The organism is Paenibacillus sp. FSL R7-0026, assembly GCF_038004485.1.
Lineage (GTDB): Bacteria > Bacillota > Bacilli > Paenibacillales > Paenibacillaceae > Paenibacillus > Paenibacillus xylanexedens_A.
The window spans coordinates 2,256,720-2,281,374 of sequence record NZ_JBBORG010000001.1 but is presented as its reverse complement, the minus strand read 5'-3'; the positions used below and the strand labels follow the sequence as shown (position 1 = coordinate 2,281,374).

33 protein-coding genes are annotated in these 24,655 nt (G+C 37.1%); 1 reads left to right on the top strand and 32 read right to left on the bottom strand.

What is annotated here, in order from left to right:
- Nucleotides 1-23: 23 nt before the first annotated feature.
- The 11 genes from MKY44_RS10550 to MKY44_RS10500 form a co-directional block, all read right to left on the bottom strand.
- The gene (locus MKY44_RS10550) at nucleotides 24-680 is read right to left on the bottom strand and encodes a DUF4367 domain-containing protein (protein WP_100528748.1); all 657 of its coding nucleotides are present in this window, start codon (nucleotides 678-680) and stop codon (nucleotides 24-26) included.
- A gap of 42 nt (nucleotides 681-722) precedes the next feature.
- Nucleotides 723-1,277 carry a helicase gene (locus MKY44_RS10545; RefSeq protein WP_341006983.1) on the bottom strand — a complete coding sequence of 185 codons (555 nt, stop codon included), beginning with the start codon at nucleotides 1,275-1,277 and terminating at the stop codon, nucleotides 723-725.
- Between the two features lie 79 nt (nucleotides 1,278-1,356).
- Nucleotides 1,357-1,752, bottom strand: a complete 396-nt coding sequence (locus MKY44_RS10540; RefSeq protein WP_341006982.1) for a VOC family protein — start codon at nucleotides 1,750-1,752, stop codon at nucleotides 1,357-1,359.
- 31 nt (nucleotides 1,753-1,783) lie between these two features.
- Complete coding sequence (locus MKY44_RS10535; RefSeq protein ID WP_341006981.1) at nucleotides 1,784-2,311, bottom strand: YfiT family bacillithiol transferase; 528 nt, start codon at nucleotides 2,309-2,311, stop codon at nucleotides 1,784-1,786.
- Nucleotides 2,312-2,740: 429 nt separating this feature from the next.
- Nucleotides 2,741-3,724 (bottom strand): phosphotransferase enzyme family protein, encoded by a 984-nt coding sequence (locus MKY44_RS10530; RefSeq protein WP_341006980.1) that lies wholly within the window; start codon nucleotides 3,722-3,724, stop codon nucleotides 2,741-2,743.
- A 167-nt stretch (nucleotides 3,725-3,891) separates the two neighbouring features.
- The gene (locus MKY44_RS10525; protein ID WP_036609128.1) at nucleotides 3,892-4,293 is read right to left on the bottom strand and encodes an NUDIX hydrolase; all 402 of its coding nucleotides are present in this window, start codon (nucleotides 4,291-4,293) and stop codon (nucleotides 3,892-3,894) included.
- A 185-nt stretch (nucleotides 4,294-4,478) separates the two neighbouring features.
- Complete coding sequence (locus MKY44_RS10520; protein ID WP_341006979.1) at nucleotides 4,479-5,036, bottom strand: HAD-IIIA family hydrolase; 558 nt, start codon at nucleotides 5,034-5,036, stop codon at nucleotides 4,479-4,481.
- A gap of 369 nt (nucleotides 5,037-5,405) precedes the next feature.
- Nucleotides 5,406-5,618, bottom strand: a complete 213-nt coding sequence (locus MKY44_RS10515; protein WP_341006978.1) for a helix-turn-helix domain-containing protein — start codon at nucleotides 5,616-5,618, stop codon at nucleotides 5,406-5,408.
- A gap of 331 nt (nucleotides 5,619-5,949) precedes the next feature.
- Nucleotides 5,950-6,450, bottom strand: coding sequence for a hypothetical protein (locus MKY44_RS10510; protein WP_341006977.1), 501 nt, complete (start codon nucleotides 6,448-6,450; stop codon nucleotides 5,950-5,952).
- 174 nt (nucleotides 6,451-6,624) lie between these two features.
- Nucleotides 6,625-7,026 (bottom strand): GNAT family N-acetyltransferase, encoded by a 402-nt coding sequence (locus MKY44_RS10505; protein WP_341006976.1) that lies wholly within the window; start codon nucleotides 7,024-7,026, stop codon nucleotides 6,625-6,627.
- 185 nt (nucleotides 7,027-7,211) lie between these two features.
- Complete coding sequence (locus tag MKY44_RS10500) at nucleotides 7,212-7,433, bottom strand: helix-turn-helix domain-containing protein (RefSeq protein ID WP_174806439.1); 222 nt, start codon at nucleotides 7,431-7,433, stop codon at nucleotides 7,212-7,214.
- Nucleotides 7,434-7,490: 57 nt separating this feature from the next.
- Here MKY44_RS10500 and MKY44_RS10495 point away from each other — a divergent pair, with 57 nt between their 5' ends.
- A complete protein-coding gene (locus tag MKY44_RS10495) occupies nucleotides 7,491-7,745 on the top strand; it encodes a DUF6809 family protein (protein WP_341009821.1) in 255 nt (84 codons plus the stop codon).
- A gap of 238 nt (nucleotides 7,746-7,983) precedes the next feature.
- Here MKY44_RS10495 and MKY44_RS10490 read toward each other — a convergent pair whose 3' ends face one another.
- The 21 genes from MKY44_RS10490 to MKY44_RS10390 all read right to left on the bottom strand — a co-directional run bounded on the left by MKY44_RS10490 (nucleotide 7,984) and on the right by MKY44_RS10390 (nucleotide 24,643).
- On the bottom strand, nucleotides 7,984-8,640 hold the full coding sequence (locus MKY44_RS10490; RefSeq protein WP_341006975.1) for a lysozyme inhibitor LprI family protein: 657 nt from the start codon (nucleotides 8,638-8,640) through the stop codon (nucleotides 7,984-7,986).
- 206 nt (nucleotides 8,641-8,846) lie between these two features.
- Nucleotides 8,847-9,647 (bottom strand): inositol monophosphatase family protein, encoded by an 801-nt coding sequence (locus MKY44_RS10485; RefSeq protein ID WP_341006974.1) that lies wholly within the window; start codon nucleotides 9,645-9,647, stop codon nucleotides 8,847-8,849.
- A gap of 156 nt (nucleotides 9,648-9,803) precedes the next feature.
- Nucleotides 9,804-10,436: a hypothetical protein gene (locus MKY44_RS10480; protein ID WP_341006973.1), complete on the bottom strand. Its 633-nt coding sequence runs from the start codon at nucleotides 10,434-10,436 to the stop codon at nucleotides 9,804-9,806.
- Nucleotides 10,437-10,612: 176 nt separating this feature from the next.
- A complete protein-coding gene (locus MKY44_RS10475) occupies nucleotides 10,613-11,077 on the bottom strand; it encodes a VOC family protein (protein ID WP_341006972.1) in 465 nt (154 codons plus the stop codon).
- A 121-nt stretch (nucleotides 11,078-11,198) separates the two neighbouring features.
- Complete coding sequence (locus tag MKY44_RS10470) at nucleotides 11,199-11,969, bottom strand: nucleotidyltransferase domain-containing protein (RefSeq protein ID WP_341006971.1); 771 nt, start codon at nucleotides 11,967-11,969, stop codon at nucleotides 11,199-11,201.
- A gap of 48 nt (nucleotides 11,970-12,017) precedes the next feature.
- On the bottom strand, nucleotides 12,018-12,773 hold the full coding sequence (locus MKY44_RS10465) for a class I SAM-dependent methyltransferase (RefSeq protein ID WP_341006970.1): 756 nt from the start codon (nucleotides 12,771-12,773) through the stop codon (nucleotides 12,018-12,020).
- 123 nt (nucleotides 12,774-12,896) lie between these two features.
- Nucleotides 12,897-12,956, bottom strand: coding sequence for a hypothetical protein (locus tag MKY44_RS10460; RefSeq protein WP_341009819.1), 60 nt, complete (start codon nucleotides 12,954-12,956; stop codon nucleotides 12,897-12,899).
- A 34-nt stretch (nucleotides 12,957-12,990) separates the two neighbouring features.
- Entirely contained in the window at nucleotides 12,991-13,275 is a 285-nt protein-coding gene (locus MKY44_RS10455) for a DUF6547 family protein (RefSeq protein WP_341006969.1), read from the bottom strand.
- Between the two features lie 67 nt (nucleotides 13,276-13,342).
- Nucleotides 13,343-13,969, bottom strand: coding sequence for a Type 1 glutamine amidotransferase-like domain-containing protein (locus tag MKY44_RS10450; protein ID WP_341006968.1), 627 nt, complete (start codon nucleotides 13,967-13,969; stop codon nucleotides 13,343-13,345).
- A gap of 219 nt (nucleotides 13,970-14,188) precedes the next feature.
- Nucleotides 14,189-14,767 (bottom strand): hypothetical protein, encoded by a 579-nt coding sequence (locus MKY44_RS10445; RefSeq protein ID WP_341006967.1) that lies wholly within the window; start codon nucleotides 14,765-14,767, stop codon nucleotides 14,189-14,191.
- 220 nt (nucleotides 14,768-14,987) lie between these two features.
- Nucleotides 14,988-15,632, bottom strand: a complete 645-nt coding sequence (locus MKY44_RS10440; protein ID WP_341006966.1) for an HAD hydrolase-like protein — start codon at nucleotides 15,630-15,632, stop codon at nucleotides 14,988-14,990.
- A gap of 237 nt (nucleotides 15,633-15,869) precedes the next feature.
- On the bottom strand, nucleotides 15,870-16,589 hold the full coding sequence (locus tag MKY44_RS10435) for a ferritin-like domain-containing protein (RefSeq protein ID WP_341006965.1): 720 nt from the start codon (nucleotides 16,587-16,589) through the stop codon (nucleotides 15,870-15,872).
- Between the two features lie 173 nt (nucleotides 16,590-16,762).
- On the bottom strand, nucleotides 16,763-17,554 hold the full coding sequence (locus MKY44_RS10430) for a GNAT family N-acetyltransferase (RefSeq protein ID WP_341006964.1): 792 nt from the start codon (nucleotides 17,552-17,554) through the stop codon (nucleotides 16,763-16,765).
- A gap of 253 nt (nucleotides 17,555-17,807) precedes the next feature.
- On the bottom strand, nucleotides 17,808-18,239 hold the full coding sequence (locus MKY44_RS10425; RefSeq protein ID WP_282321795.1) for a GNAT family N-acetyltransferase: 432 nt from the start codon (nucleotides 18,237-18,239) through the stop codon (nucleotides 17,808-17,810).
- A 199-nt stretch (nucleotides 18,240-18,438) separates the two neighbouring features.
- Nucleotides 18,439-18,843, bottom strand: coding sequence for a DUF4259 domain-containing protein (locus tag MKY44_RS10420; protein ID WP_341006962.1), 405 nt, complete (start codon nucleotides 18,841-18,843; stop codon nucleotides 18,439-18,441).
- Nucleotides 18,844-19,102: 259 nt separating this feature from the next.
- Nucleotides 19,103-19,570, bottom strand: coding sequence for a hypothetical protein (locus MKY44_RS10415; protein ID WP_341006961.1), 468 nt, complete (start codon nucleotides 19,568-19,570; stop codon nucleotides 19,103-19,105).
- 234 nt (nucleotides 19,571-19,804) lie between these two features.
- A complete protein-coding gene (locus MKY44_RS10410; RefSeq protein ID WP_211085347.1) occupies nucleotides 19,805-20,230 on the bottom strand; it encodes a GNAT family N-acetyltransferase in 426 nt (141 codons plus the stop codon).
- 609 nt (nucleotides 20,231-20,839) lie between these two features.
- The gene (locus tag MKY44_RS10405) at nucleotides 20,840-21,280 is read right to left on the bottom strand and encodes a hypothetical protein (RefSeq protein ID WP_341006960.1); all 441 of its coding nucleotides are present in this window, start codon (nucleotides 21,278-21,280) and stop codon (nucleotides 20,840-20,842) included.
- 430 nt (nucleotides 21,281-21,710) lie between these two features.
- Nucleotides 21,711-22,583 (bottom strand): phosphotransferase family protein, encoded by an 873-nt coding sequence (locus tag MKY44_RS10400; RefSeq protein WP_090953265.1) that lies wholly within the window; start codon nucleotides 22,581-22,583, stop codon nucleotides 21,711-21,713.
- Nucleotides 22,584-22,826: 243 nt separating this feature from the next.
- Nucleotides 22,827-23,165 (bottom strand): hypothetical protein, encoded by a 339-nt coding sequence (locus tag MKY44_RS10395; protein WP_341006959.1) that lies wholly within the window; start codon nucleotides 23,163-23,165, stop codon nucleotides 22,827-22,829.
- A 380-nt stretch (nucleotides 23,166-23,545) separates the two neighbouring features.
- On the bottom strand, nucleotides 23,546-24,643 hold the full coding sequence (locus MKY44_RS10390) for a Gfo/Idh/MocA family protein (protein WP_341006958.1): 1,098 nt from the start codon (nucleotides 24,641-24,643) through the stop codon (nucleotides 23,546-23,548).
- Between the last annotated feature and the right edge of the window lie 12 nt (nucleotides 24,644-24,655).

The following is a 24,655-nucleotide window of genomic DNA, read 5'->3' as shown; positions in this document are numbered from 1 at the left end:
TTAGAACAGTTTTAATATAAAATTTATCCGTTCATTGACTTCGCAATCTTCATCACAAGATCTTCTGACATGTTTCCGCCAATGATCTCGTATTGTAGCGCCTTCCCATGCACATCCTCTTCGATCCATATCAATTGGGAAGTTTCGTTATTGAAAATATAAAATGCTTCGACGCCACGTATGGCTACCTGTTTAACCTTAGTACCATCATGATCAGGCAATGCGATCCGGCTCTTTGTTGTCCCGAAAATATTAAGTTTATAACCACCGTATTCTTTATATGTGATGCTGATGCCCACAACCTTCTTATTGGGCTTCAGGTCTCTTATCACTACATTTCTGCCTGACCTGTTACTTTCTTCAATCATTTCATCGATTTCTTGCGGAGTTAAATTATCAAATCCATAAAACACATGAATGGCATCTATATCAGAATCAATCGGAAATTTCGGCTGCCATGGAGAGTAATGCCGTTGCAATAGCTCCAGACCATCTTCCCATGGAATGGCTGCATAATTGGTCTGTTGCGTGAATTGATTTTCTATAACATCTGCGGTGTAAATCGCCTTCCCGTCACCAGGCTTTAAGTCAATGACTATCCGGTCAATCGCATGATCATTGCGTAAGGATTCAATTTGAATTTTTCCAAGCACATCTCCGCTTTTGTTTTTGATATCCATTGGTCTTTCACTCCTTTGTTTTCAAAAATACCTTTCTGATCTTCATGCTATAGAAAGCTGAGACCTACAGAAGATAAAACGATCATGAGGACTCCAAATATGCAAATCGTCGGCAAGATATCCTCGTAACCATAACTTGTCGTTTATTCGTCTGAGATAAAAACCTTTTAGAAATTCATTATCCTCCGTAAGGGCTGCAGATGCTATCGTAATGGAGCCGGACGGAGCTTTGTTACCCTCTGAAATATTGGTAGAACATATCTCAGGCTGATCCAAATATTGCATTCTTAGATAAGGTCCTAACTCAACCGGACAACATTCTAACCCAAGATCATTTGCTCTTCGAAAGAGCTGAAAAGTCGTAGCACCATCCGAAAATCCAAGTTGTCTGACGGTCAACTCAACCGTTTGCAAGCTTCGCTTTGTACTGGAAACTATAAATCTATCATCATATAACAACTGTTCTCCATATTTATTCAATAAAATAGAGTGTTGGTCCAGTTTCTGTATAAGCTGTGGTTTTGTTAAACCGCCAACGTCTACTATTCTAATTTCAACTGAACAGTCAGGGTATACGTTCTCATCTTCAATCAACATCTGCATCCCCCTAATCTAATTCTGAATCCGTTTACATACAGATCCTAGGTGATTGATAGCTGCAGACTAAGGCTCCTCATTAGAAATTCAATTCACAGTCAGGGTGTTCCCACACATCAAATAAGTTACCGTCCAGATCTTCTAACACAAAAAACTTCCCATACTGTCCCTCATCACTAATAGCCCCTACTTTCACATTCTCTGATGTTAAGTAGTCATGTAAAGAACCAATGTCATCAGTGAAAAATGTAATGACCCATCTCTTTTTCTGATGAACTTCAAATGTCGCTCGTGTTTCATTATCGCTTTGGATCAAGTCCAAAATTGGGCGATCACCCCGAAATAAACTCAAATATCCTTCGCGTTGGTGGCGTATGTTAAATCCAAAATGTTTTACAAACCAGGCGGCTGACACTTCTAAATCTTTCACTGGAATTACATTATATGCTATGCCCAGAATCCTTCCATTCCCCATATGTTACCTCCACACTTGAGATGTATAAGACCTACCACCCCTGCGATGTTATACAAGATTTAATTTGAGCAATATGATGCTGCCCGTGCCATACAAATCTTTGAATCGCCATATCCAATGAAATTGTACCTAACACTTCTGTTCGGAGTTTTCGTCTAAACTGATCGGGATGTAGCCCTTGCAGCAACGTGAGGAATCGCTTGTGCAGTATCTCCATCAACAAAATTGAATCTTCAATTGGCGTATTCCTGTAATCATGTAATGATGCCCATAAATCCTCTCGATATGAGCTTGCCATCGGTTCATCTTCAGTCAAGGCTCTCTTAAATCTGATATAAGCGTTCATGTCATTGTCCGCCAGGTGGTGCACAATCTGTGTGATTGTCCAACCGCCATTACGATAAGGAGTACAACGTTGTTCATCATTGAGATGTTGTGTAATCTCTCTTAAGGTCTTCGTAATTCCGGAAATTTGACCTATGATGTGGATTCGGTCCTCATTAGAGAATTTAAGACTTGGCTCAAAGTGTCCTATCGGAAAGCGTATTTTTTCATCCAAGGTTGTCCACCTCTCCGTTTCTCTACTATAGTACCAAATCATATCCAATATAACCCACAATGTTCCATTTGCGAAGTGTAAAAGCAAAAAAAGAAGCAACCTTTGTTCCCGGGCTGCTCCTTATATTAAACTACTCTCATATCTGTATTTTGATTAGAAAACTAGCGCAATTAAACCTGAGTTATGGGCACAAGCATATAAAAATCGCCCCTATCTTGGGTCGAAAGGTGTTTGTCTAGAACATCATTAACCAAGAGAGGAGCGACTTTAAGGTCGAGTCTATCATAATGCAGAGCTTTAAGGAGTGTTGTAAGGAGCAGTTTTCTCTCCAATTTATTGAGGTCTCGTCTTCGAGCCGAGGAAGTAAGTCCGATGCGCTAATGTAGTGTTAGACGACCCTCATTATTCCTTTACGTCAGCCCTCACATCCTATAATTTGATATCACATCCATCGAGAGGTTTGTCACTTTCAATCAGTTTTACCGTTTCAATAATAGCATTCTTTTGAAAATCAGTAAGATTCTCTTCCTTCCCATTCCAATTGTTAAGCCACCAAAAGAAGGAACTAATATTTCTATATTCCATAAACAAAGGGATCCTCTGGATCCATTCTTGCCCCATGCTGTTCTGCTTGATATAACCTTCTAGAAATTCATTTAAGAAATGCTTTGCAAATTCATGTTTCGATCCCCAAGCCTTATAATCTGAACCCCACCAAACAGCGTGAGTAGCTGCGATTCCAATATCAAGTGCAAACCACCCGTACAACGAATCATCAAAATCAAAAACAGTTATCTTGCCTTGATCGATAAGAAAATTGTAAGGATGAAAGTCATAATGGATCAGACCGTATGATTCTTTGCTTCTAGGCAGGTTTTTCATTTCCTTTTCAATTGTTCTGAGTTTATTGAGGAGTATTTGATAATTACCAAAATGTAAATGTGGATTGTTTATTTCCGCTACATTCCATTCCATCCTTTTGTTTTTCAAATCGCCAGGATCATAAGATTTTGTCAACCGATGCATTGACCCCATTGTTTCGCCCCATGTTTTAAACAAGCTCTGTCCCCATAATTGCGGATCGTTATCGAAAAAAATGCCAGAGGCTCCTTCGAACGCAGTTGCAATATAGCACTTTTCATAGTGCTTACACACAGCAGTTAATTCACCTTCTATAGTTTGGATTGGCAAAGATGCATGAATGCCTCTTTCAACTAAATACCGTACCCAATGGACTTCTGCCTTAATATTAAGCTCAAATTCTACTGGTTTTTCAGATAAACGTAAAAAATATTCCTTATGCCCTTTATTAAACCTGTATACTTCATTACACGAGTTGCTTACGAACTTTAACGTATTAGTATCAAATCCAAATGAATCAGCTGCTTGAGAAAGTATTTCATTACCAACCAAAATGATTCTCCTTTTCTACTTCAATGTTATTTCATTCAAGTGTGAGTTTCGGAGTGTTTCATCTAACGTTCCTGTTTTCACTAACCAGCTTACGCAAGGTGTCCGGAGAATGCCGGACCAAGGAGGAATGTCCGATACATGAATTTATTGTGATCTAATGAGTGACCTTATTCTGAAAATTCAATCAAAAAAGGATGGCTTTTCTCATCTAATGCATTATGAATTCTGTCATAGAAATTTCCCCATGTTATCATTTGTCGAGCTTCTTCTAAAGTAAAGTAGCCCACTTCTTCACTTTCATCACTGGTAGTTAAAGCTCCACCAATCGGTTTTCCAGTAAATATATTGTTGCATACGCCACGCGTTATGTTCTGATACAAACCACAAAATTTAATTAATTCGATGTCAATTCCTGTTTCCTCTTTCACTTCTCGAACTGCTGCCTGTCTAATAGTCTCTCCTTCTTCAACACAACCTTGAGGCATTTCCCAACCTCTTCGACCTTTCATAAGTAAAATCTCATTATGTTCATTTAGAACGATTACACTAGCAGAAACGATAAATTTCATTCTAATTCCTCCTATAAAATTATTTTTTTAATAATTATACAAATAAAATCCAATATTTACTATTCTTAAATGTCTTATTTCTACATCTAACATAGTTTTTATAGGCTCTTTTCCAAGTTTTTCTGTTAGTATCTATCTGATATTACGTTCCCATATTCACAACACAAGCAGACCTTAGATAGTTCCTATCTTAGGTCCGCTTCAATCGTTCCTTCCAGACTAATAATATAATTAACTGCTTCTTCGAAATCACTTGCAATAAAATCCGCTTCTGTGTTTGACCATTTATGTCTGTATTTATTTAAAGCTTCATTTCCTGCTCCAGTCAAAACTAATATCTTTTTGCATCCAGCATGATGACCTGCTAAAATATCAGACCATCGATCGCCAATTATAATACATTTACTTAAATCTAAATTGTTTTTCTTAGCAGCGTCAAGTAACATTCCTGGGTTCGGTTTGCGGCATTCACATCTCTCCATATGTTGATGCGGACATATAAAAACATTATCAAAGCCAAATTCTATCATTTCTCTTACAAATGCTTCTTTTGTAGCTTCACCTCTTGAAATACCGGGCTGGTTCGTAAATCCATACAGTTTAATTCCAAGTGCTTTTAATTTTTCCAGAGATCTTTTAGTGTATGGAAACAATTCAAATTCCCCCGGGTAAAGGACTTCATCTGAACCACCGATCGTTCCATCACGATCGATAAAAACTGCTTCTACAGTGAATGCTCTCATAATTAACCTCCAATTATCGGATTTTTATCATTTATAAATACACCTTCACTAAGCTTTACGATAACGTTTCTGTAATCACCACTCGAGACCAACATTAAGATTATCTCTTGGAAAACATCTAAGAATTGATTCTAAATCTAGCTAAAGTCTGTCTTCAAACCACTGTTATTCCTCCCTGCTTTTAACATTAACGATAATCTCACAAAACGTTTCCGTACTCACGACGTTCAGCGTTTTTAAATATGTATGATGAAGCGCTCCCATAAAATACACTCCCAGCAGACTATGGCTCCGTAGGAGCCACAGCATAAATATAATGTTATACGGCGGAATCGGTTCTCTGATTTGACTAACATAGTATTTACTTCTTCAACTGAGTTTCGAATCTGCTATATGCTCCAATAGATTTCCAGGCTGACATCCCAATGCCGTACATAATTTATCGATTACTTCTAACGATACATACTCATTCGTATTAAGCTTTGCCATCGTTGCCGATGAAATCCCCGTCATTTTCAATAAATCCTGCTTCTTAATATCCCTGTCAATTAATAATTTTTGAAATGGTTTATAACTTATCATCTGGTACCCCTTCATTTCCGAATTGAAGCTTTGTATAGCGACCTTCTCAAAAACAACTCCATCAATAATCAATTCTCATTTGATCGGAATCTTTACTTCAAAAGGTTACATGAGCTTTTACCTCAGGACATGCGTAGAACTCTATTTCTTTATGATGACGCAGACCTTTTTGTTCATACAATATTAGAACGTGAAATCTATTTACAGGTGTTAAGGATACTCTTCAATTACATAATGAATTAAATATATCATCCAATTGAGAGCTAGGTGGATAGAAACGTGAATATTATGTTATGTGATGCTACTTCTTCTTTGTAATTTTTATCTGCAATTATTTATGGATTTGATCTTTGATTTTAGAAATTTGTTTACTTATTAAATCGTAAATTTTTTCGATCTTATCTTCTTCAACTCTATTCTTCACTAGTTCAGTTTTAATTTCCTTTTGAAGTTCAGTTAGTGCTTCAAGTTTTAGAGTGATGTACCAGCCTGTCCATTCTGTCACTAGGCTATCGTCAAAACATTCCCCATTGGTATGAAAGAACATTCTATAATAGCCTATTCTTTCATTGATGTAGTAAATATCTAATGTAGATATAACTTGCTGAGAATAGACACTATCTACAATCTGATAATCAGGATGAAAAATGGTTTTATGCTCGATCGTATCTATTGAAGCTTTAATATCTTTTATATTGAATTCATTAAAAAACAAATCAATTTCTTCAGGTGATTCTTTTATGTAGTTATTAAATGCTACCCAAAAACCTTTCAAGGTTCGGTCTATAATTTTGTGTGTATCAATCCAGCCTTTTAGCGCTAAATTATCCATGTAAATTCATCCATTCTATAAAGTTTTATATGATTTTACATAACGTTGATGTGTTTATGACGTCCCACCACCTTAAAGGAGCATACAACTTCCTTCGGACCAAGGGGCCGATGCCCCTACGTATTAACGTGTTTTATCTGATTCTACCGCCTTCTTTGATAAGCTCACAAAACGCTATACCATATCTGAAATAAACATGGCTTTAGTTCCTTCTTCTGGCTTAAATCCAAATAATCCATAGAATTTTTCTGCACTATCATAAGATATAAGCACTTTTGTTTTGATATTAGAATATCGACTAAGCATTTGTTCCATCATTCTCTTTCCAATTCCTAATGATTGATATTCTTTGTGTACTAACATGTAATGAAAATATACTGTCATCACGCCGTCAGACAATGCATTTATTAAGCCAACTAATTTAGTATCATTCCATGCTGTAATAACCGTATGCGAGTTGTTTATTGCTTGTCTCAGATCTTCTGGGAAATCTCCTGATTTCCAGTCCACCGAATGAAACAGTTCTTGAATTGCCTGTGTATCAATGTCTTTTATTTCTTTGAAAATGATTGTCATAATATTGCTCCTATGCTTGTTGTTTTGATTAAGAGTATTGGACAACGTTTCTATATTCATGAACCCCAAAGGGGATGTTTGATGAAACTCTTCTCGAAATCCATCCGCAGTCCCAGGCTCCGAAGTAGCAATGCATGAATATTATGTTATAGGACGGAATCGTTTCTCAAATCGACCTTCACTATTTATTTTGCTCCTGGTACGTATTCAATCAAATCAGATAATTTACAATTAAATGTATCGCATAGCTTGAATAAGGTTTCCAGCTTTGTTGTTTCTATATTTGTTTCCCTATAGAGTTTATTGATCGAATTCCGGCTTAAGCCCGATTTTGCCATCAATTCTGTTATATCATCTATTCGATGTTCTGCCATGAGTTCTCGTATATTACACTTGATTATGTTCATCTTTTCCCCTCCATAATTCTATCTTATCTTTCATATTAGCAATCATCAACAAAACCACTGATAAGAATACGTTTAGAATTGCTCTATACTAAGCTTCTGGAGTGTCATAGGGAGTACACTCAGCTTTCTGCTGAGACAAATGAATATTTTAAAACACTTCGTGATGCTTTGCCCGATCAACTTCAACACACTGTTTTTCTTTACGAAGACGCACAAATTTCACTCCAATCCATCCTAGAAAGAAGTATCTACATAAAAGGTTTCAAAGATGCCCTACAACTATTTAGTGAATTGCAGAATTCTAGTATATAGAGGGTTATATGACCCTCTTTTTCTATTGTTTTTGATTCTGTTGTATAACGTCCTGCACGTTCACGAAAATACCCAGCCTTAGATAGCTCTTATCTTAGGCTGAGTCATGTTTTCTGAATGTTCTTCCATGATTATACATCTTACAACCAAAGGGTGGTATCCCCGCAGCTTGAATACAATGTTATGTGCCGTTACTGCTTCGAAGCATCACCTAAAACCTTTGATCCAGATTCCAACTCTATTTTTTACTTTGGTATAAAAACTCAACTTCACCATCTAACAAATATCGATATTCAAATAATTGCATTGTTCTTTCCCTAATTCTCTCCCGTATAACCGTGCCTAGGCTTACCGATCCTTTTGATCCAAGATAACCATTATTAATAAATGTCTTCTCTACAAATTTTGTTTCCTTTAAGTGATACTGTAACCATTCCTTCTGCGATTCAATTAGTGCTTCTCTTGGTTCTCTATCCAACTTAAAACGAAGCTTTTTATATATTTGATTCAACTCTTTATCCCAAATCTCTATATATTTGCTTTCCAACGCCCCCCATCCCATTGTTGTAATAATCTCTTTTGAATTTTGAGCCTCATTAAATTCCACTTCATAATCATGATCTATAGGATTTCGAAGCATTTCATCATAAAATTCTCCTTTTAAATCAAGGTTCCCAATGCTCATAGGTAATATTTTTTTATTGTTAGCAGTATCTGATCGACCTTCAGTTATTTCTTTCGGTTCTGTTCCATTACCTGTACTCACTTCATCAGGAGGCAATTCAGAATTCATTTTTGATTTAGTTTCGCTGTTCAAGGTAGTCGATTGACTACTATTTTGGCAAGATGAAAACACTATTGTAATAAAAACTAATAAGAGTATCTTACCTTTCATAAATTATCTCCTTTAATGGCGCATAATGTTCCTGTATCCACGACCCTCCCACCAACTTAAGAGACCAATGGGAGCGGCCACGATGCGGTTAGTCGTACGGATGTGTCGCTGAATTCTCTTCCCTGCCTATCGCTTCTCGTGGACAGAGGAGCTGTCAAGCTCCGGAGCGTGGATATAATGTTAGATGATGTCAGTTGCTTTTAGCGTTAACTCAATCCTTCTCTTACAATTTGCAATAATTCTTCTTTGTGGTCTGGGTGACATGCAATTAAATAAGGTTCTTCTTTCATTCCGTTAAACTTATTTCCATCAAAATCTATAACAAGTCCCCCTGCTTCCTTAACCATTAAGATACCTGAATACAAGTCATCACCTTCAGAATTGTACAGAACAATTCCATCAATATCTCCTTTGGCCAACATACACCATTGAAGCGTTGGAGCCCATAATCTTAACATTCGTTTAAATCTAATATCAATGTATTGTCTTAATTTTACTGCTTGTGAGTCGTTTTGTACTCTGTGACCTTGAATCCAACCTATATTTCCTTTGAATATATTCGAGTTACTCTTAATTTGTATTTGTCGATTATTACAGCTTGTACCTTCACCAATAACAGATACAAATAAACGTTCTGTTAGAGGTTCATAGACCACTCCAAGCACAGGCTCTCTTTTGTACATTAAGGTAATTGATATCGCAAAAACAGGTAAACCAATCGCAAAATTATTAGTTCCATCTAAAGGATCAATTAACCATAACCAATCGTGCTTAGTTCCGATAAGCCCTGCCTCTTCACTGTGTATCTGATGATTCGGAAATACGTCTTGTATTTGTTTGATAATGATTTCTTCACAGATATGATCTACTTCAGTGACCACATCCCCAAAATCATCTTTAGATCTCAGTTCAACAAAGTTATCAAACTTCTCTTTAGAGATTAGACCTGCTTCGCGTATAATTTTTATTGCAATCTCTTTTGCGGTTTGAATAATTTTACGATCCATTACGCACCTCATATTAATTTTGATTTTAACTGATTTCATCTAACATTTTGTGTTCACGACGACCGGGGAATGCCTGATACGTCTGGTTAAATACATTCTTCTGCTTATAGTCTCTACCCGACCAAGTAGTACTAGCGACGATGCTTGAACATCTTGTTAGGCAATGTCGTTGCCCTCCATGATTACCCTTACATACTCATCCCAATTCTTATCATCTGTATTGATTTCTATTGTTGGCACTCTTGAGATTTGAGCTTGATGTCTTAATACATTTTGGATTTTTAATAATTCACTTACCGACGATCTTACTTCTTCTTCTGTTTTATAGATCCATTCTTCTGGTTGTCTACTTTTAATTCTTTCTTCTACGACTTCGGGCGAGATTGTAAGCAGAATACACCTGGCACCTAAAGACTCAAGCTGTTCTTCTATTTTATTTATCTCATCCAAATCCGAATCTACAAATGCAGCTCTTTGATTTAAGTGAAACCTTTCCAGAACATAAAATAGTCCCCTAGATCCTCTAGATGCAGGACCAAGTTGAATTGCCCAATCGTTAAGTTTCTTGAGCATTTCAACTCGCTCTTTAAGTAACTCCATGTGTTCTTCTCGCGTTAGACTCACATATTCTCCATGTTTATTATTCAAAATTTGAGTATAATGTTCTCCAAGGATAACTACGCTCCGTTCTGAGGATTCTTCTTGTGATTGATAACGTTTAATTGCTTTTAATACTGAAGTCTTCCCGGCATTGGAGTATCCTTCAAGAATTATTCCTCTAATATGCACTTAAATCTCCTTCCACTAGCAATTATTTCGCTTAACGTTTCTATATTCATCGTCCAACGTAGTTCAATGTGTCTGCTGAAGCGCTTCCATCTACAAGACCAAGGCTCCGTAGGAGCCGCAGCGTAAATATTATGTTATCTGATGCTGATACTTCTTTTAAATACCCCATACATTCTTTAGTTTTTATCTTTCAAAAGATCTTCCCATTCTTCGATTGATAATTTATTGGATATATTCTTCAAGTTTTCAGGGACACTTACAAAACACATTAATTCTAAACTATTTCCATCTGGATCATTGAAATAAACCGAAGCATTTCCTTGATTAGGCCTAACAAAGGGATCTATTGAATCTCTCTTCCCGAACGGGACTGGCTCTATTTCAATGGTTTGAAGCCATTTCACACTGTCTCGAAGATCTTCATAACTCACTCGAAATGCTATATGTTTTAATGATGGATGATAAGATGTTTTATACTCTTCGCCTTGCCATAGACCGACCCAACTCTTTTCTTTTTCAATCCAGAAGAACGCTGTATCTTCATCTCTCCAGGCCAGCTCTAATCCTAATTTAGAATAAAATTCGATTGATTGATGTAAGTTACTCACTGGTAAATGTGCTTCATACAACCCAAGTATCATAGTTTCTCCTTTCAATCTTGCCAGTTTCAGATAACGTTTTGTATTGGCGATGCCCCCACGGAGCTTAGGGGCTGGATGTAGTCACTCGCTTCTAAGAGTCAACAGTAGCGTCAATATGCTGTTAGCCAAATGAATTTCTGGAAGCAGCCATTGTATTTAAAGCGTTCTCAAAATAGCGATATACTTCATCTGCAATTCTCAAAAACTCTTCAACAAGTACATTGCTACTATCCAAGTAACAAGCATATAGATACTCAACTAAAGCGGAGTTAATCTCACAATAGTTTAATATGGCATTTTTCATCTTAATGATTTCATCTTCCCATACCCCTGTATCTTCTAAAACCAAAGAGTATAATGCACGAATTAATCTCTTAGAGTAACCTTTAATATATCTAGTTTTCATTGAGTGATCACTAACATTGGAAAGTGAACGATGTACACGATCTACTTCCTCCTTGGTATCTGTATTTAAGTCTAAAATGAATTCTGGAGAAATTATGATCGGGGGTACTTTTTCACCAATGTCCTCCCCATGTATGCAAACACAAATGATCTTAACCCAAAAACCCCAATCGTTCGGTCTACTTAATACATCATCAATCGAGCAAATGATCGTATCCATCTTGGTGACGAATGGATATTCTTCCAAAAGCCTGTCTTTGATATTTGACAATCTTTCGTAATCAATATCGCTGGGATTTGCACATACAATAGTAAAGTCTGCATCTGACTTAAAAGGTTGAGCTGTTCCTTTGGGAATCGAGCCACACATATAAATGCTATGAATCTTATCTTTGAATTCGTTAAGAATATGATCCACGTACTTATCAACCAAATCCTTATATTCACTTTGTATTGCAATTCTATTTATAACTTTTTCTAATATCATATAGACTCCTCCTAAAATAAGAACTTCTTTCGGCTAACGTTGTTGTATTTACTTCTCACCAATCATAAAAAACTGTTTAATCTGTTGGTTTTCCGTATTAAATGGTTGCCCCTCATAGTCTATAAACCTCACATTCTTAAAACCTGCGGCCTCCATAATTTGTACATAACAATAACTGTTTACACTCTTTGCACCCAATCCTGTCTTATGAATCATCGTATCATTGGGTATGTCAAATATGATCTCTTCGTGTTCCGAAACACATGTCGCTCTATTATATTCGTGTCGTACCAAGCGATAAATTCCATCGTGATATGTCCAAGTGCGGCAGTCATTGTGTCGTTCATCAGTATGGTATTTAAAATAATTTTCATTCCACATCTCATAGATAAAGATACCGGTTGGCTTTAAAGCGTTGAACACTCGATTCGTTGATACCCCTGTTAATCCAACAGGATCAGTCCAAATCGCTACATCAAATTCGTTGTCAAAACTTAACTCATTAAAATCACAAACAAAATAACTTCCCTTTTCAAAAGCTTTGTTGTAATCCCTTGAATATTCAATGAAAGTATTTGAAATGTCTATACCTGTAACCTCATAACCTGATTCCAACCATACTTGATGATACCTAGATATTCCACATGCAATGTCCAGAATTTTGGTAGAATTCTCGGGGAATAGCCTTTGCAATTTTTCAGCCATAACGATCTGGATTTCAAGATCATCGAAACCCCATTTGATATATTCTTTGTCGTAATCTTGGTCACCATATCGATTGAACTTCTCATCTATAATTTTCATTTATCCCCCTCATTTCTTACGATATAAGGTTCTTTCACATAACGTTACTGTATTCACGACGTCTCACCAACTTAAGGCTGCGCCAGCGTCCGAAGCGTGAATATAATGTTATGCGAAGCGTCACTACTTCTCCGAATCCGGCCACGGATCTCCTTCTCTTCTACATACCCAGTCGAAATACATCTCTGAATCAAAAGGTTCCTTTGCTATTTCAATGTCATTTTTTTATCAATTTCATTCCATTAAGGTTTATTTCATCATTTAAGTAAACCAAAACGTCATGTATACCACCATCTCGTGATTGTTGAATGAGTTGTGCAAGTAATTGTTTTTGTTCTCCAGACAGCGAACCAATAAATTCATTAACTTTTATATTCTCTTCTGTCTTTGGCCACCCAGTAGTCAATACCCATCTTGATAATACTCCAGGCCGAATTTCGACTAATCCATCAATGAAATCTTTATAGTTCTGAACACTGATTGAATGGTTGTCTTCTTTCATATTTTCCTCCGCACTTTTTGAAATTTAGTATAACGGATTCGAGCAACTTTCAATGAATTTACGACATTCAATGTGCTTGGTTCATTAAGATTGAGATATATTCTTCATCTTTAAGCCTTGTCACCTTACAGTTCTCATTGGATTCAAATTCTACTATTCTCTCTTCAATTGTTTTATTAGTACTATCTTTAAATATGTCCTCTCGATCATAGTGAGGAAAAATAAGCTTGTCGGTTACACCTAATGCCTTAAAATCCTTTAAATTCATTGTGTTCATCTGTGGAGTAAAGAAATGGACAATGTTAATATTCGGCCCCAGTAATAACGTTCCTGCACTTACTCCAACTATAATTACATTCTGTGCAGCCAGTGTTCTGATAATTTCATCAGCACCACTTTTCTTCGCGTAATACAATAATGTAAATGGATTTCCACCATTGATATATATAACATTTCTATGTAAGAGAATTTGCGGGTCATCAAATTCTATATCTACAAAATTGATATGCTGAAATCCCATTTCCTTAAACTCTTGCATTGCTCTTTGTGCATATCTATTTGTTTCTTTTGAAGGGGATGCTGTTGTAATAATTGAGACTTTTAATTGAGCAATATCTCCATCAATAAAATCCAGAAATTGCTTTTTAATATCTTCAGTATAAAAACCACAAGAGGTTAGTAACAAGCTACTCATTGAAATCACCGTCCTTAACTAATAGTTTATCTAATCTTTAATTAAGCAATCCCCTGATTTCTGCTAACGTTCCTGTATTCACGACGCTCGGCGAATGCGGGTGTGTCCGCAGCAACTACTCTCCGAAGTCGCTACTGCGACCGAGGGCGGATGCCCTATGCGTGAACATTTTGTTGTAGGATGTCAGCGTCTTCTTAGAATTAGGTAAAACGCGTTTGTTCAATCTTTTATATAACTATAGAAATCATTTTTACTTACTTGTATTTTATTATTTCGTGATGGGAGATGGCCTTCCAAATGATTTAATAGTTCTTTTAATGTGCTTTCGACATCCTTGCTTGAATTCAAAATACGATATTCATTTGGCAGTTTGTTTCTCCCCCTAATGAGCGAATTCAATTTAATAGATTGTTCCCAATCAGAATAGCTATTCCCATTATCTCTGTTCTGAATTCTTAGTCTAATTACTTCGTCCTCATCACTATAGAGTGTAAAAATAATATAATTGAATCCTTCAAATTGAATAGGAATATCCCGTATGCGTGCGTCATCCAAGTCTGTAATTATAATGTTCTTAAATCCATGTCGATTATAGTTTTTAACAACTAACATCAAATTCTCAAATGACAATTGCTCTTCTTCCCTCTGCGTGATTTGAACTGAAGGAGATAGAGAACGGAATTCTGGTATCCATCCAAATTCAAAATATGGAGATCTTAAATGTTCATGTAGTCTCCGAGACAATGTTGTCTTCCCATTTCCTGCTGAGCCATGTAGAATGATGAAATCTGTAGTCATTGTTTTCACCTGCTTTTAATTATTTATCTGTTAACTACCTTTATTGATGTCCTATAACGTTTTTGTATTCACCAACTTGCGCAGCAATTTGTCACATGAATCAACTCCCCTGCCAAAAACATCATAATGACCAAGAGGTAACCGCAGCTTAAATATGGTGTTATAGGATTTCAGCGCCTTCATCGATATAATTACAAAAGCATTCTATTTTCCCTGATGTCTAAATATATTTTTTTAGTTCAAGTAAATCATCAATAATATAATCCGCTTGTTTAAGCTCCCATTCTTGGGCAAAGTCAAATCGACAACCAAAAGCCTTCAATCCATTGTTTTTTGCTGCATTGATATCAGAGATCCTGTCGCCAACTACAGCAGCATTGTTGATGTGATATTTCATAAGGATATATCTAACTAATTCATCTTTATTCTGAGTCTCTATTTGTTGGATGCTAAAGGTTTCTGTCACCCAATTATTTAACTTGTAACAGTTAACGATAGCATTGAGGTATTCGATTAGTCCATTACTTGCAATAAAAATTAAGCAGCCTTCCTGTTTTAAAAAATCAAAAACTTCTTTGACATGCGGATAAAGTGCACCGTTGCCATAATTAATATTTGCAATTAACTTCTCCAAGAAGATTTCGTCCACAATTCGTCTGATTTCGTTTGAATGGTTCGGTAGTAACGTTTCCCAAACTACTGGAAGAGGAACTCCCATAATTTCACGATATTTTTGAGTTGGAGTTTCACTCGACCATTCATTACGAGACCTCAAGACAGAAAACGTTTCTTCTAACGATAACTCTAAGATTTTGTTTGTTTGAAATAGTGTACCATCCATATCGAAAATAACCGCTTCCAGCATGATTTCACTCCTATTCAAAAATAAAATAATGAATTGTTATATTGTTTTTACGCTGATTTATAAAGTTCTGTATTCACGACGTCCCACCGAATTAAGGCTCCGTCAAAAGACGGCCGCGATGCGGTTAGTCGGTGCGGATGTGTCAGCCAGATTCCACTTCCCTGCCAATTCCCTCCGGGCTGACCCTGGGAGCGTCAGAACCCATAGCTTGGATATGATGTTATCTGACGTAAACCTCTACTGTGAATTAGCTATAATCTTCTTTGTTACGTTAAACTCATGACGGCATTCATAGTAGTAACTTTTGAGTTTATATCCCCCAGCTTTAAATACAGGCTTATGTTGATACCACACTATAATTAGCGTTCCTTCAAAAAGGATTCTACGAAGGATATAAACTATTCTGTTAAAGAGAACGTTTCTATTTTGAGCAAATTTATGAAGTGTTTCGGTTTGAAACTGAACATGTTTCTCCTCATCACTTAAAATCTGATTACATAAATCTATTAATACTTCTGACTTTGTAGATTTTTGCAAGGCTTTATAGTACAACTTAGCAATGATCTCAGCAGTTAATAGAACAATGACTGATTGTTCTAGACTCGCATATCGACGTAATCTTCTAAATACATTGTCCACCCAATGTCTACGAAGGAGTGGGATTCCCTGTACCTTCATAAATCTGCCCAGATCTCTAGCGTGCCTTTGTTCTTCTTTAATGAACTCTATAAGCGCTTCATAGTAATCCTGATCTTGTGTCTGATGTACATATTCTTGTGCACGTTTAATTAGATATTTACCTTCAGAGTTTTCTCCTAATTGAAACTGTTGAATTGACTTAATGATTATTTCTCTTTCATTAGTTGTTAATTTATAGTTGTCATCCCAATGAATATATTTGAGATTTTGATTATTTCTTCGATAATATTGAACCCATTTCGAGAAAGTGATCTTCATTATTTGCTCCTAAATGTAATAGGTTTATGTCAGATAACGTTCCTGTATTCATGAACCCCAACGGGCTTGTCTGCTGAAATGCCTCTTCGAAATCCACCTCGCAGACCAAGGCTCCGAAGGGCCGCTGCTTGAATATTATGTTAGGCGATGCCAGCCTAAATTTCCCCTCACAGTTAATTCCTTGTCCATGTTGCCCGGGTATATCCAATTCTCATACCCACTCTTTCCATATTCCGATGGCTTTGCGAGCCAAATGAGCACTGACTAACAACGAGATTACAATTGTTGTAGGTATCATGAATTCGTCTAAGTAATAAATTTGTTTGAAATCCTTTATTTCGATATTCAGGTAGTGTTGTCGCAAATGTTAATGAAGCAACATTGTTCTCTATATACATTACAGCTACTGCAACTGGATAGCCCTGATCCAACCCCAAATAATAGTGCCATCCAGGACGGGAAAACAGTACTCGGTTATTTGCAGCTACGTGTTCTTTCCCATCAAGAGATAATCCTGTACCTAAGCAATGAATTTCTGCATATGTATCAAACTCATCTTCAAGTAGTTCACGAATTTCCAGTTTATGATGATCAAACGAATTTAGATTTCCAGGTTCACAAAAAAGCGTTGTATGAAATCCTGATTGATAAAAGCCTTTATTATGGAGCGTTTTCATTACTTTTTGATCTATCTTACCGGGGATGACTTGAATCTCAAAATTCCTCTCCCGCTCATTATAAAAGTCTAAGATATCTTCAATGACATCTTCAGAAATTCTTCCCATTACATTATTAAATAGACCCCAGGGCATGGTTTTGCTATAAAACGCCGTGCTCTCCCCGAATCGTTTTATTTCAATCTCCTCAGGGTTTCCTCCTCGTTCTCTAATTGCAGTCATTCGATCAACCATATAATTAATTTCAGATTTTTCTAAAATATCCGCTAGTTCAAAATTAAAAATCATTAAATCTATCCCCTTCCTTAATTTGCATATAATTATGCAATTAATTTTGAGTAGTTTCACCCAACGTTCCTGTATTCATGACCCCCGAAGGGCTTGTCTACTGAAATACTTCCCCGAATTCCTTCTCGTAGACCCAGGCTCCATCGGAGCCGTAGCATGAATATTATGTTATCCGATGTTAACGACTTCTTGAACTTACTTTCACATTCTTTATAACCTTTAGGTTCAATACATCTTTATTGTTCTATTTTATTTATATTTTCTTTTGTAGTATTTGCTCCTCTTTCTTTATATAATTTGATTTTTCATATGTTTTTATCGCTGTTTCATTCTTTTTACCTGTGAGCACTTTCACCGATCTAACGCCTTTTAATATGAGTTCTTTCTCAACAAAGTCTAATACCTTTGTAGCAATTCCCTTCCTTCTAGCGTCACCCATAATATACAATTCGGTTACTTCTGCATACGGTTCTGAATAACAGATTGATTTAAAATACTGGGCACATGCAAATCCAACTGGTAAATCATTGATTAAGGCTATTACAACAATCTCATTTGAATCAGATAAGCTTGCAATGATTTCTTCTTCAGAAATTCCTACTCCATTAAATTCAACATTAAGTTTAGCGAGATATTTTGCATCTTTTGCCTCTGCTATTCGAATTTGAATATTCGTTTCAATCAAAGATTTCACTCCAATTATATTTTGTTTTTAATAGTTCTTTGTTAAGTTCGGATAACGTTCCTGTATTCACGAACCCCCAAGGGGTTGTCTACCGAAGTGCCTCTTTGAAATCCTTCCCGCAGACCAAGACTTCATCGGAGCCGCTGCTTGAATATTTTGTTATGTGAAGTTCCCTTTTCTCGAAAAGCTATCAAGTTCTTTACAATCGATTTTCTAAATCATTTATTGTATTTAACCAGATCGGATATTCTTCTGATTCTTCCCATAGCTCTTTTAGTTCTGAATCTTTTTTAATTTTCTTAACTGCTCGTTTAGCTTTTGAAATGAGTTTTTTTCCTTTACCTTTATGTCTATTGATCCAGTCATATAGATCCTCTGTATTACTTTGATTATTCAATATTTCTTTTCCAGGATTACCTTGTAATGCTACAAGGATCTCAATTGCGCCTAGAGCATTTGAAGCTAAATCTGAGTCAATATATTCTTCTTCTAATACTTCTTCAATCGTCTCTTCAATTAATTCGATGTCATCAGAATCAAGTAAATCTGCCTTCCAATCTAATACATCATCGTTCTCAAAAATCCCAGTTCCCCATGCTCCCATCAATTAACCTCCAAAAAGTGTCATTATGTTTTAAAGCCCTTAGGGAATTTCACATAGCGTTCCCTGTATTCACAACGTCCCACCGACTTAAGCGACCAACGGGATCGGTCGCGATGCGGTTAGTCGGTGCGGATGTGTCTGGCTGAATTCACTTACCCGCTACTGCGAATAGCACCATCGAATCCACTTCTGACTCCGGCCAGACCGAGGGCCGAATGGCCGGAAGCGTGAATATTATGTTATGCGTAGTACCTGACTTCTACGAGATACTATGTTTATAAATGGTTTTAAGATTCTCAATATATTTATCCTTGCTAAATTTCATTTTGGGCACTAAATCTAACCAGGTAACTTCTTTCCCGACTAACTCATAATTATATGGTATTCCTAGATTACTAGAATCCACTCCAATCCGTCTCCAAATCACTTGATCATTTAATTTTAAAACTTCAGCAACAATTAGTGTACATGTTAAATCGCAATCATCCAGACACATTAATATTGGTAAAATAACAATCTCTTCTTCTGAAAGAAAACGTCTTAGTACTAACTCTGCTTCTTCCTTCAGTCCAATCCAATCAGTAATTGTCGGAATTAAACCTAAATATAAATTATCTGGATACAAATTATGAAGATATAAATCAAACGGAATTCCATCAATCGTTATTACAGGATGTTCTACATTGACATATTTACTTGTCTGCATATCTATAGAAAATATATTCATTAAGTATCTCTCTTTCTAATATAATTTTCATTTTCCAGATCTTACGCATAACGTTCCTGTATCCACGACGTACTACCGACTTAAGGCTCCGCCAGGTGCCGGCCGCGAGCGGTTAGTCGGTGCGGATGTGTCCGCTGATTCTGCTTCCCTGCCAATCGCTTCTAGCGGACCAAGGGCTTTTAGGCCCGAAGAGTGGATATAATGTTATATGAAGTCTGTGTCTTCTTTAATTGCTCACATTGTTTTTCTTCCCTGAGGTATTCTTCTCATTGATCGTTCTAAGTCTCTTTCAAATCCATATTGTTCATATAAACTATGTGCATCTAATGTCCCAAGAATTCCACTCATCCATTCATATTCATCAGAATTTACAATTTGTTCTACCAATTTCTTTCCAATCCCCTGACCTTGATATTCTTTCAATACAAATACATCACAGAGATAATAGACAGTAGCATTATCTGTAACTACTCTTGCAAAAGCAATTTGCTTGTCATTATGATAAACTCCAAAACAATGTGAATTTTCTATAGATCTTAATATACGTTCTTGTGGTCTCCTATTAGCCCAATAGCTTTGGACTAAAAAATCTAAAATCACTTGCTTGTCAAGCTTAGATTTATCATCAGAAATTAAATAATCTTTATAGATCATCTCCATGAGAACACCTCCATTTTATTGTTAATATTGTGGGTTTTAAGCTCTAAGCAGATTTCCTATAACGTTGCGCATTTCTGACGTCCAAACGGCTTAAGGACCGAAGGTCCGGGTGCTTTGCCACTTAGCCGGCTGGATGTGTCGTTTGATTCCACTTCTCCGAAATCCCTCTTGAAGACCGAGGAGCGTCAGCGACGAAGCAAAAATACATTGTTATACGCTGCCCCTTCTTCTTCGATTCCACATCCTTATATGTCTTGTGTGTTTTATGTATTTAATATGTCTTTACGTGTTTTATCTTTTGGTTCTATCTTTTGCTCCTATCAAATCCGTTTCCGCATTGGAAAGATCCCCTCATTTACTCTCGTACGCCTCCAGCAGTATCAACTTTGGTTTGTGTAATAACTTCATCCAATGAACGCTAGCCTTAGAAGAGGCTCGTGTTCCTCGGACCGGAGATTTGCCGATGGCTTCATTTAGATTCCTGCCCACGTTGGACACCCCTGCCTTAAGCTATGGCTTACTTCTACCCTCACCATTCGGGACTTAATCCTTGATATAGAATAGATGCTGAACGCACAATCAAAATTTAAGAGGATTGTTGTCCTCCCTTTAATTCGCAATAGTCAAATATGTATTAATGACATGCACAATACCAAAAAGTACTGTTGGTATAATAGCCAGATAATTTTGAAGCCAAATCTCAGCTAATATAAAATATACTACCGGGAGAACGGCCATCCCCAAAAAAATAATCGAGTTTGCGTTGCCTGTAAAATACAATATCCATAGCCCATAATAAAAAATCAACATTATTGCCATACCAATTATATACGGACATCGCATTTCAGATGCTTGTTTTCTTACAACAAATATCAGAAGAAAGAAAAATATCGCCTGACTTCCGTGCTCCAAAACATCTAAAATCAAATGGCTATTTGCATGGTTTCCTGATATATCTGACGCAGGGATTAAAAAATAAAATATATTTGGTATCATTGGCAATAAAAAGATGATCAGACCCTTCCATGAAAAACCAAAATGATAATTCATTTGATCCTCTCTTTCGCATAATAGAAATATTCTTTAGTTTGCACTTTATTATGTATCCGCTTCTCTGGTATTCCTCTTGATGACCAAGGAGCATAACTAACGATGTGGAAATTTATTGTTATATGGTACACCTTCTAATATTCCGTTCATCCTGGTTTTCAACTGCTACGTTGTAAATGTATTCTTTCACCTATATTTATTATTTGTTATTAATTGGTTGCATGTTTTAACATTCTTAAGGGGTTGCGTATAACGTTCCTGTATCTACGAACTCGAGAGGCTTAAGGGAGCACCAGCGACCGGGTCTGACGGACTTAGCCTCTCAGGGTTGTTCGCTGATTCAACTTCTCCGCTTTCCACTTCTCGCGAACCAAGGGCCGAACGGCCCGCAGCGTAGATATTATGTTATAGGATGTCAGCCCTCTTTGAACTATTTAAATTCTTTAATTCCATTCTCAAAAGCTTCTTGGTCATTATGATCTATCCCATGTAAAGCTTCCTGTAAAGCAAAGGTGCTTCTATAAAAGTGAACTCGTTCTGAAATTTGTTTTCCACCCGGATACAGATTAGTGCATATTTCAAAAAACTCTTCTCCGTAACTGGAGAGAATTCCTGCGAAATCATATGCTGGATCCCCAAGTCCTGAGCCTCCGAAGTCAATAACTCCTGCAATTCTGTTTTCTTTTCGATTCCATATGATATTGCCTGCTCCAAAGTCTCCATGAATATAGGTTTTCTCTAAATTCTGATTATGAGTATTATTTAAAAATGTATTAAAGTTATCTACTACTTTTTCTTGCGCATCTACACGCATAAATGGAAAGAGTTTCTCTCTTATTCTAATAAACAGATTTTCTATAATTCTATGTACACTTTCATGTTGTTTTTGAATAACAACTGCTTTCGGTATGTCCATAGAATGGAGTTCAATAAGAAAAGTAACAAGTTGTGAGGCAATTGTAACCATTAGGTCTTGGCTTTTGATGGTTAATAATTCTTCCTTCCAAAAAGGAGCACCTTCAATCAGCTCATAGCCCATGAAAGCCTTACCTACCTCCATCTTATCAATGGATTTATAAGCTGGATAGGGAATCTGCAATGTTACAGTCTTACTAATAGTTTCTAACATCTCGGTTTCTCGCTTTAATTTCTCTAATCCTTCCTTATACTTAGGAAACCTAAAAACGAGAGATTCATTAAGAATAAATACGTTATTATTCTGTCCGATCTCATTTTGTTTAACATCTTGAATATGTAAATTTGGGTAAACTTCTTGAATGCGTCGAACGTAGGTAGAGATCATATACAAGCTCCTTCAATAATAAATATTTTGTTTACTTGAATTTTCGCTGATTTCCTATAACGTTTGGCATTCCTGACGTTCAAGCAGCTTAAGTGACCGCAGGGAACGGGTCGTCAGACTTAGCTGGTTGAATGTATCGCCTGAATAATCTTCTTGAAAATCCTTCTAAGCGATCAAGGGCGAATGCCCACAGTAGGAATGTATTGTTATCCGATGTACCTGACTTCATTGAATTACTCTCATTCACGGTTTTTCCCATTTCTTAATGATTTTCCATCGACCCTTAACCAGATCTACTTTTATTCTTATTGGAGCATTTGCACCAAATAGTATTTCATTAGTCTTCTTGTCAATTCCTCTATATCTATAAGTCATCCATGCATATCCCCCAACAAAATAATGAATTGAAATAGGTTGACTTACAACAACATCTATCTCAACATCATTTTTGTTATATAACGGATAAACTTCCCTACCGCTAAATCTCAAAAAGTTATCAAATGCTTCTTTCTTTATATTTTTTTCATTCTTTATAAAATCTTCAGTTAGCAATACACTTCTTACTATTTTTTTCACTTCCATGCTAATCCATCCAGAAAGAGAAAAATAAATTACTACGATGAGCAAACATGCAAACATAAACCTTTTTCTTCTTGTATTCAAGTACTCCATTTTCAATTCCCCATTTCAGGTATTTCGGATAACATCATATTTAAGAACTTCGTAAATACCTTTCTTTTTAACGAATATCCGAACTACATATAATATAACCCATATTAATCCATATGCGAAGTCACGAACATACTCAAAAAAAGCAGCCCCAGTGCGAACTGCTCCACTCGTTAGACAAGACTAACCTGTTGGATGCAGTTTAACATTTGGGCTGCTCTTTTTCACTCAACAATAGAAGAATTACGGATAATCTTTAGTGCCCCACCTTTGCTCCCCTTCACCTAAAACATTTACTTCGCTCCGCCACTCCACACCACGCGCTCGCTCATCGCTTTATGCTGTGCAATCAGACAGAGTTCTGCCGCTTTGAATGCATGTTCCTGTGTCATCGCTGTCTCGGTGCGGTCCAGACAATCGCGAATGAGTTGACCGAAGAACGGGTAACCGACCTTGCCTTTTACATTGTAGCGGTACTCCCCTTCATGGTTTACCAGATAGACCTGATCTCCTTCAGGTTCTCTCGCAACATCGATATACTTCCGCAGCTCGATATAACCGTCCGTTCCCAGAATAACTGTACGCCCATCGCCCCATGTGCCCAGACCATCCGGTGTGAACCAGTCCACTCGGAAGTAACCGGAAGCTCCATTGTCCCCGATCAGAGAAGCTTCACCGAAGTCTTCCAGTTCCGGGAACTGCGGGTGATTGAAGTTATGCACACGACTGAACCCTACCTCAGCGTCCGTACATGAGGCAAACGTCAGAAATTGTTCAATCTGGTGACTCCCGATATCACAGAGAATGCCGCCATACTGCTCATGCTTGAAGAACCAGTCGGGTCTTCCTCCAGCATTCAGGCGATGCGGGCCTGTACCCATAACTTGCACTACTTTGCCGATTGCCCCTTGTTCAATGAGCTGCCCCGCATAGATCGCACTTTCTACATGCAGTCGTTCACTGTAATACACCATGTACTTCTTGCCTGTTCGCTTCACTTCTTCTCGTGCAAGCTTTAATTGCTCCAGCGTGGTAAATGGGGCTTTGTCTGTAAAATAATCCTTGCCTGCGGCCAGAACTCTCATACCAAGCGGTGCACGATCTGAAGTGATTGCTGCACTTGCCACCAATAACACCTCATCGTCTGCAAGCACCTCCGCTTCAGATCCAGCGACTTGAGCCTGTGGGAACTGCTTCTGAAATGCCGCTACCTTCGCCGGGTCCGGATCATACACCCACTTGAGAGTAGCTCCAGCCTCCAACAATCCCCCAACCATGCCGTAGATGTGTCCATGATCCAGCGCAACAGCAGCAATAGTGAACTCACCCGGACCACATACGACCTCTTTTGTAACACTTTTTGGTGCATAGAACATCCCGTCTTTAGCCATGTCATCCCATCC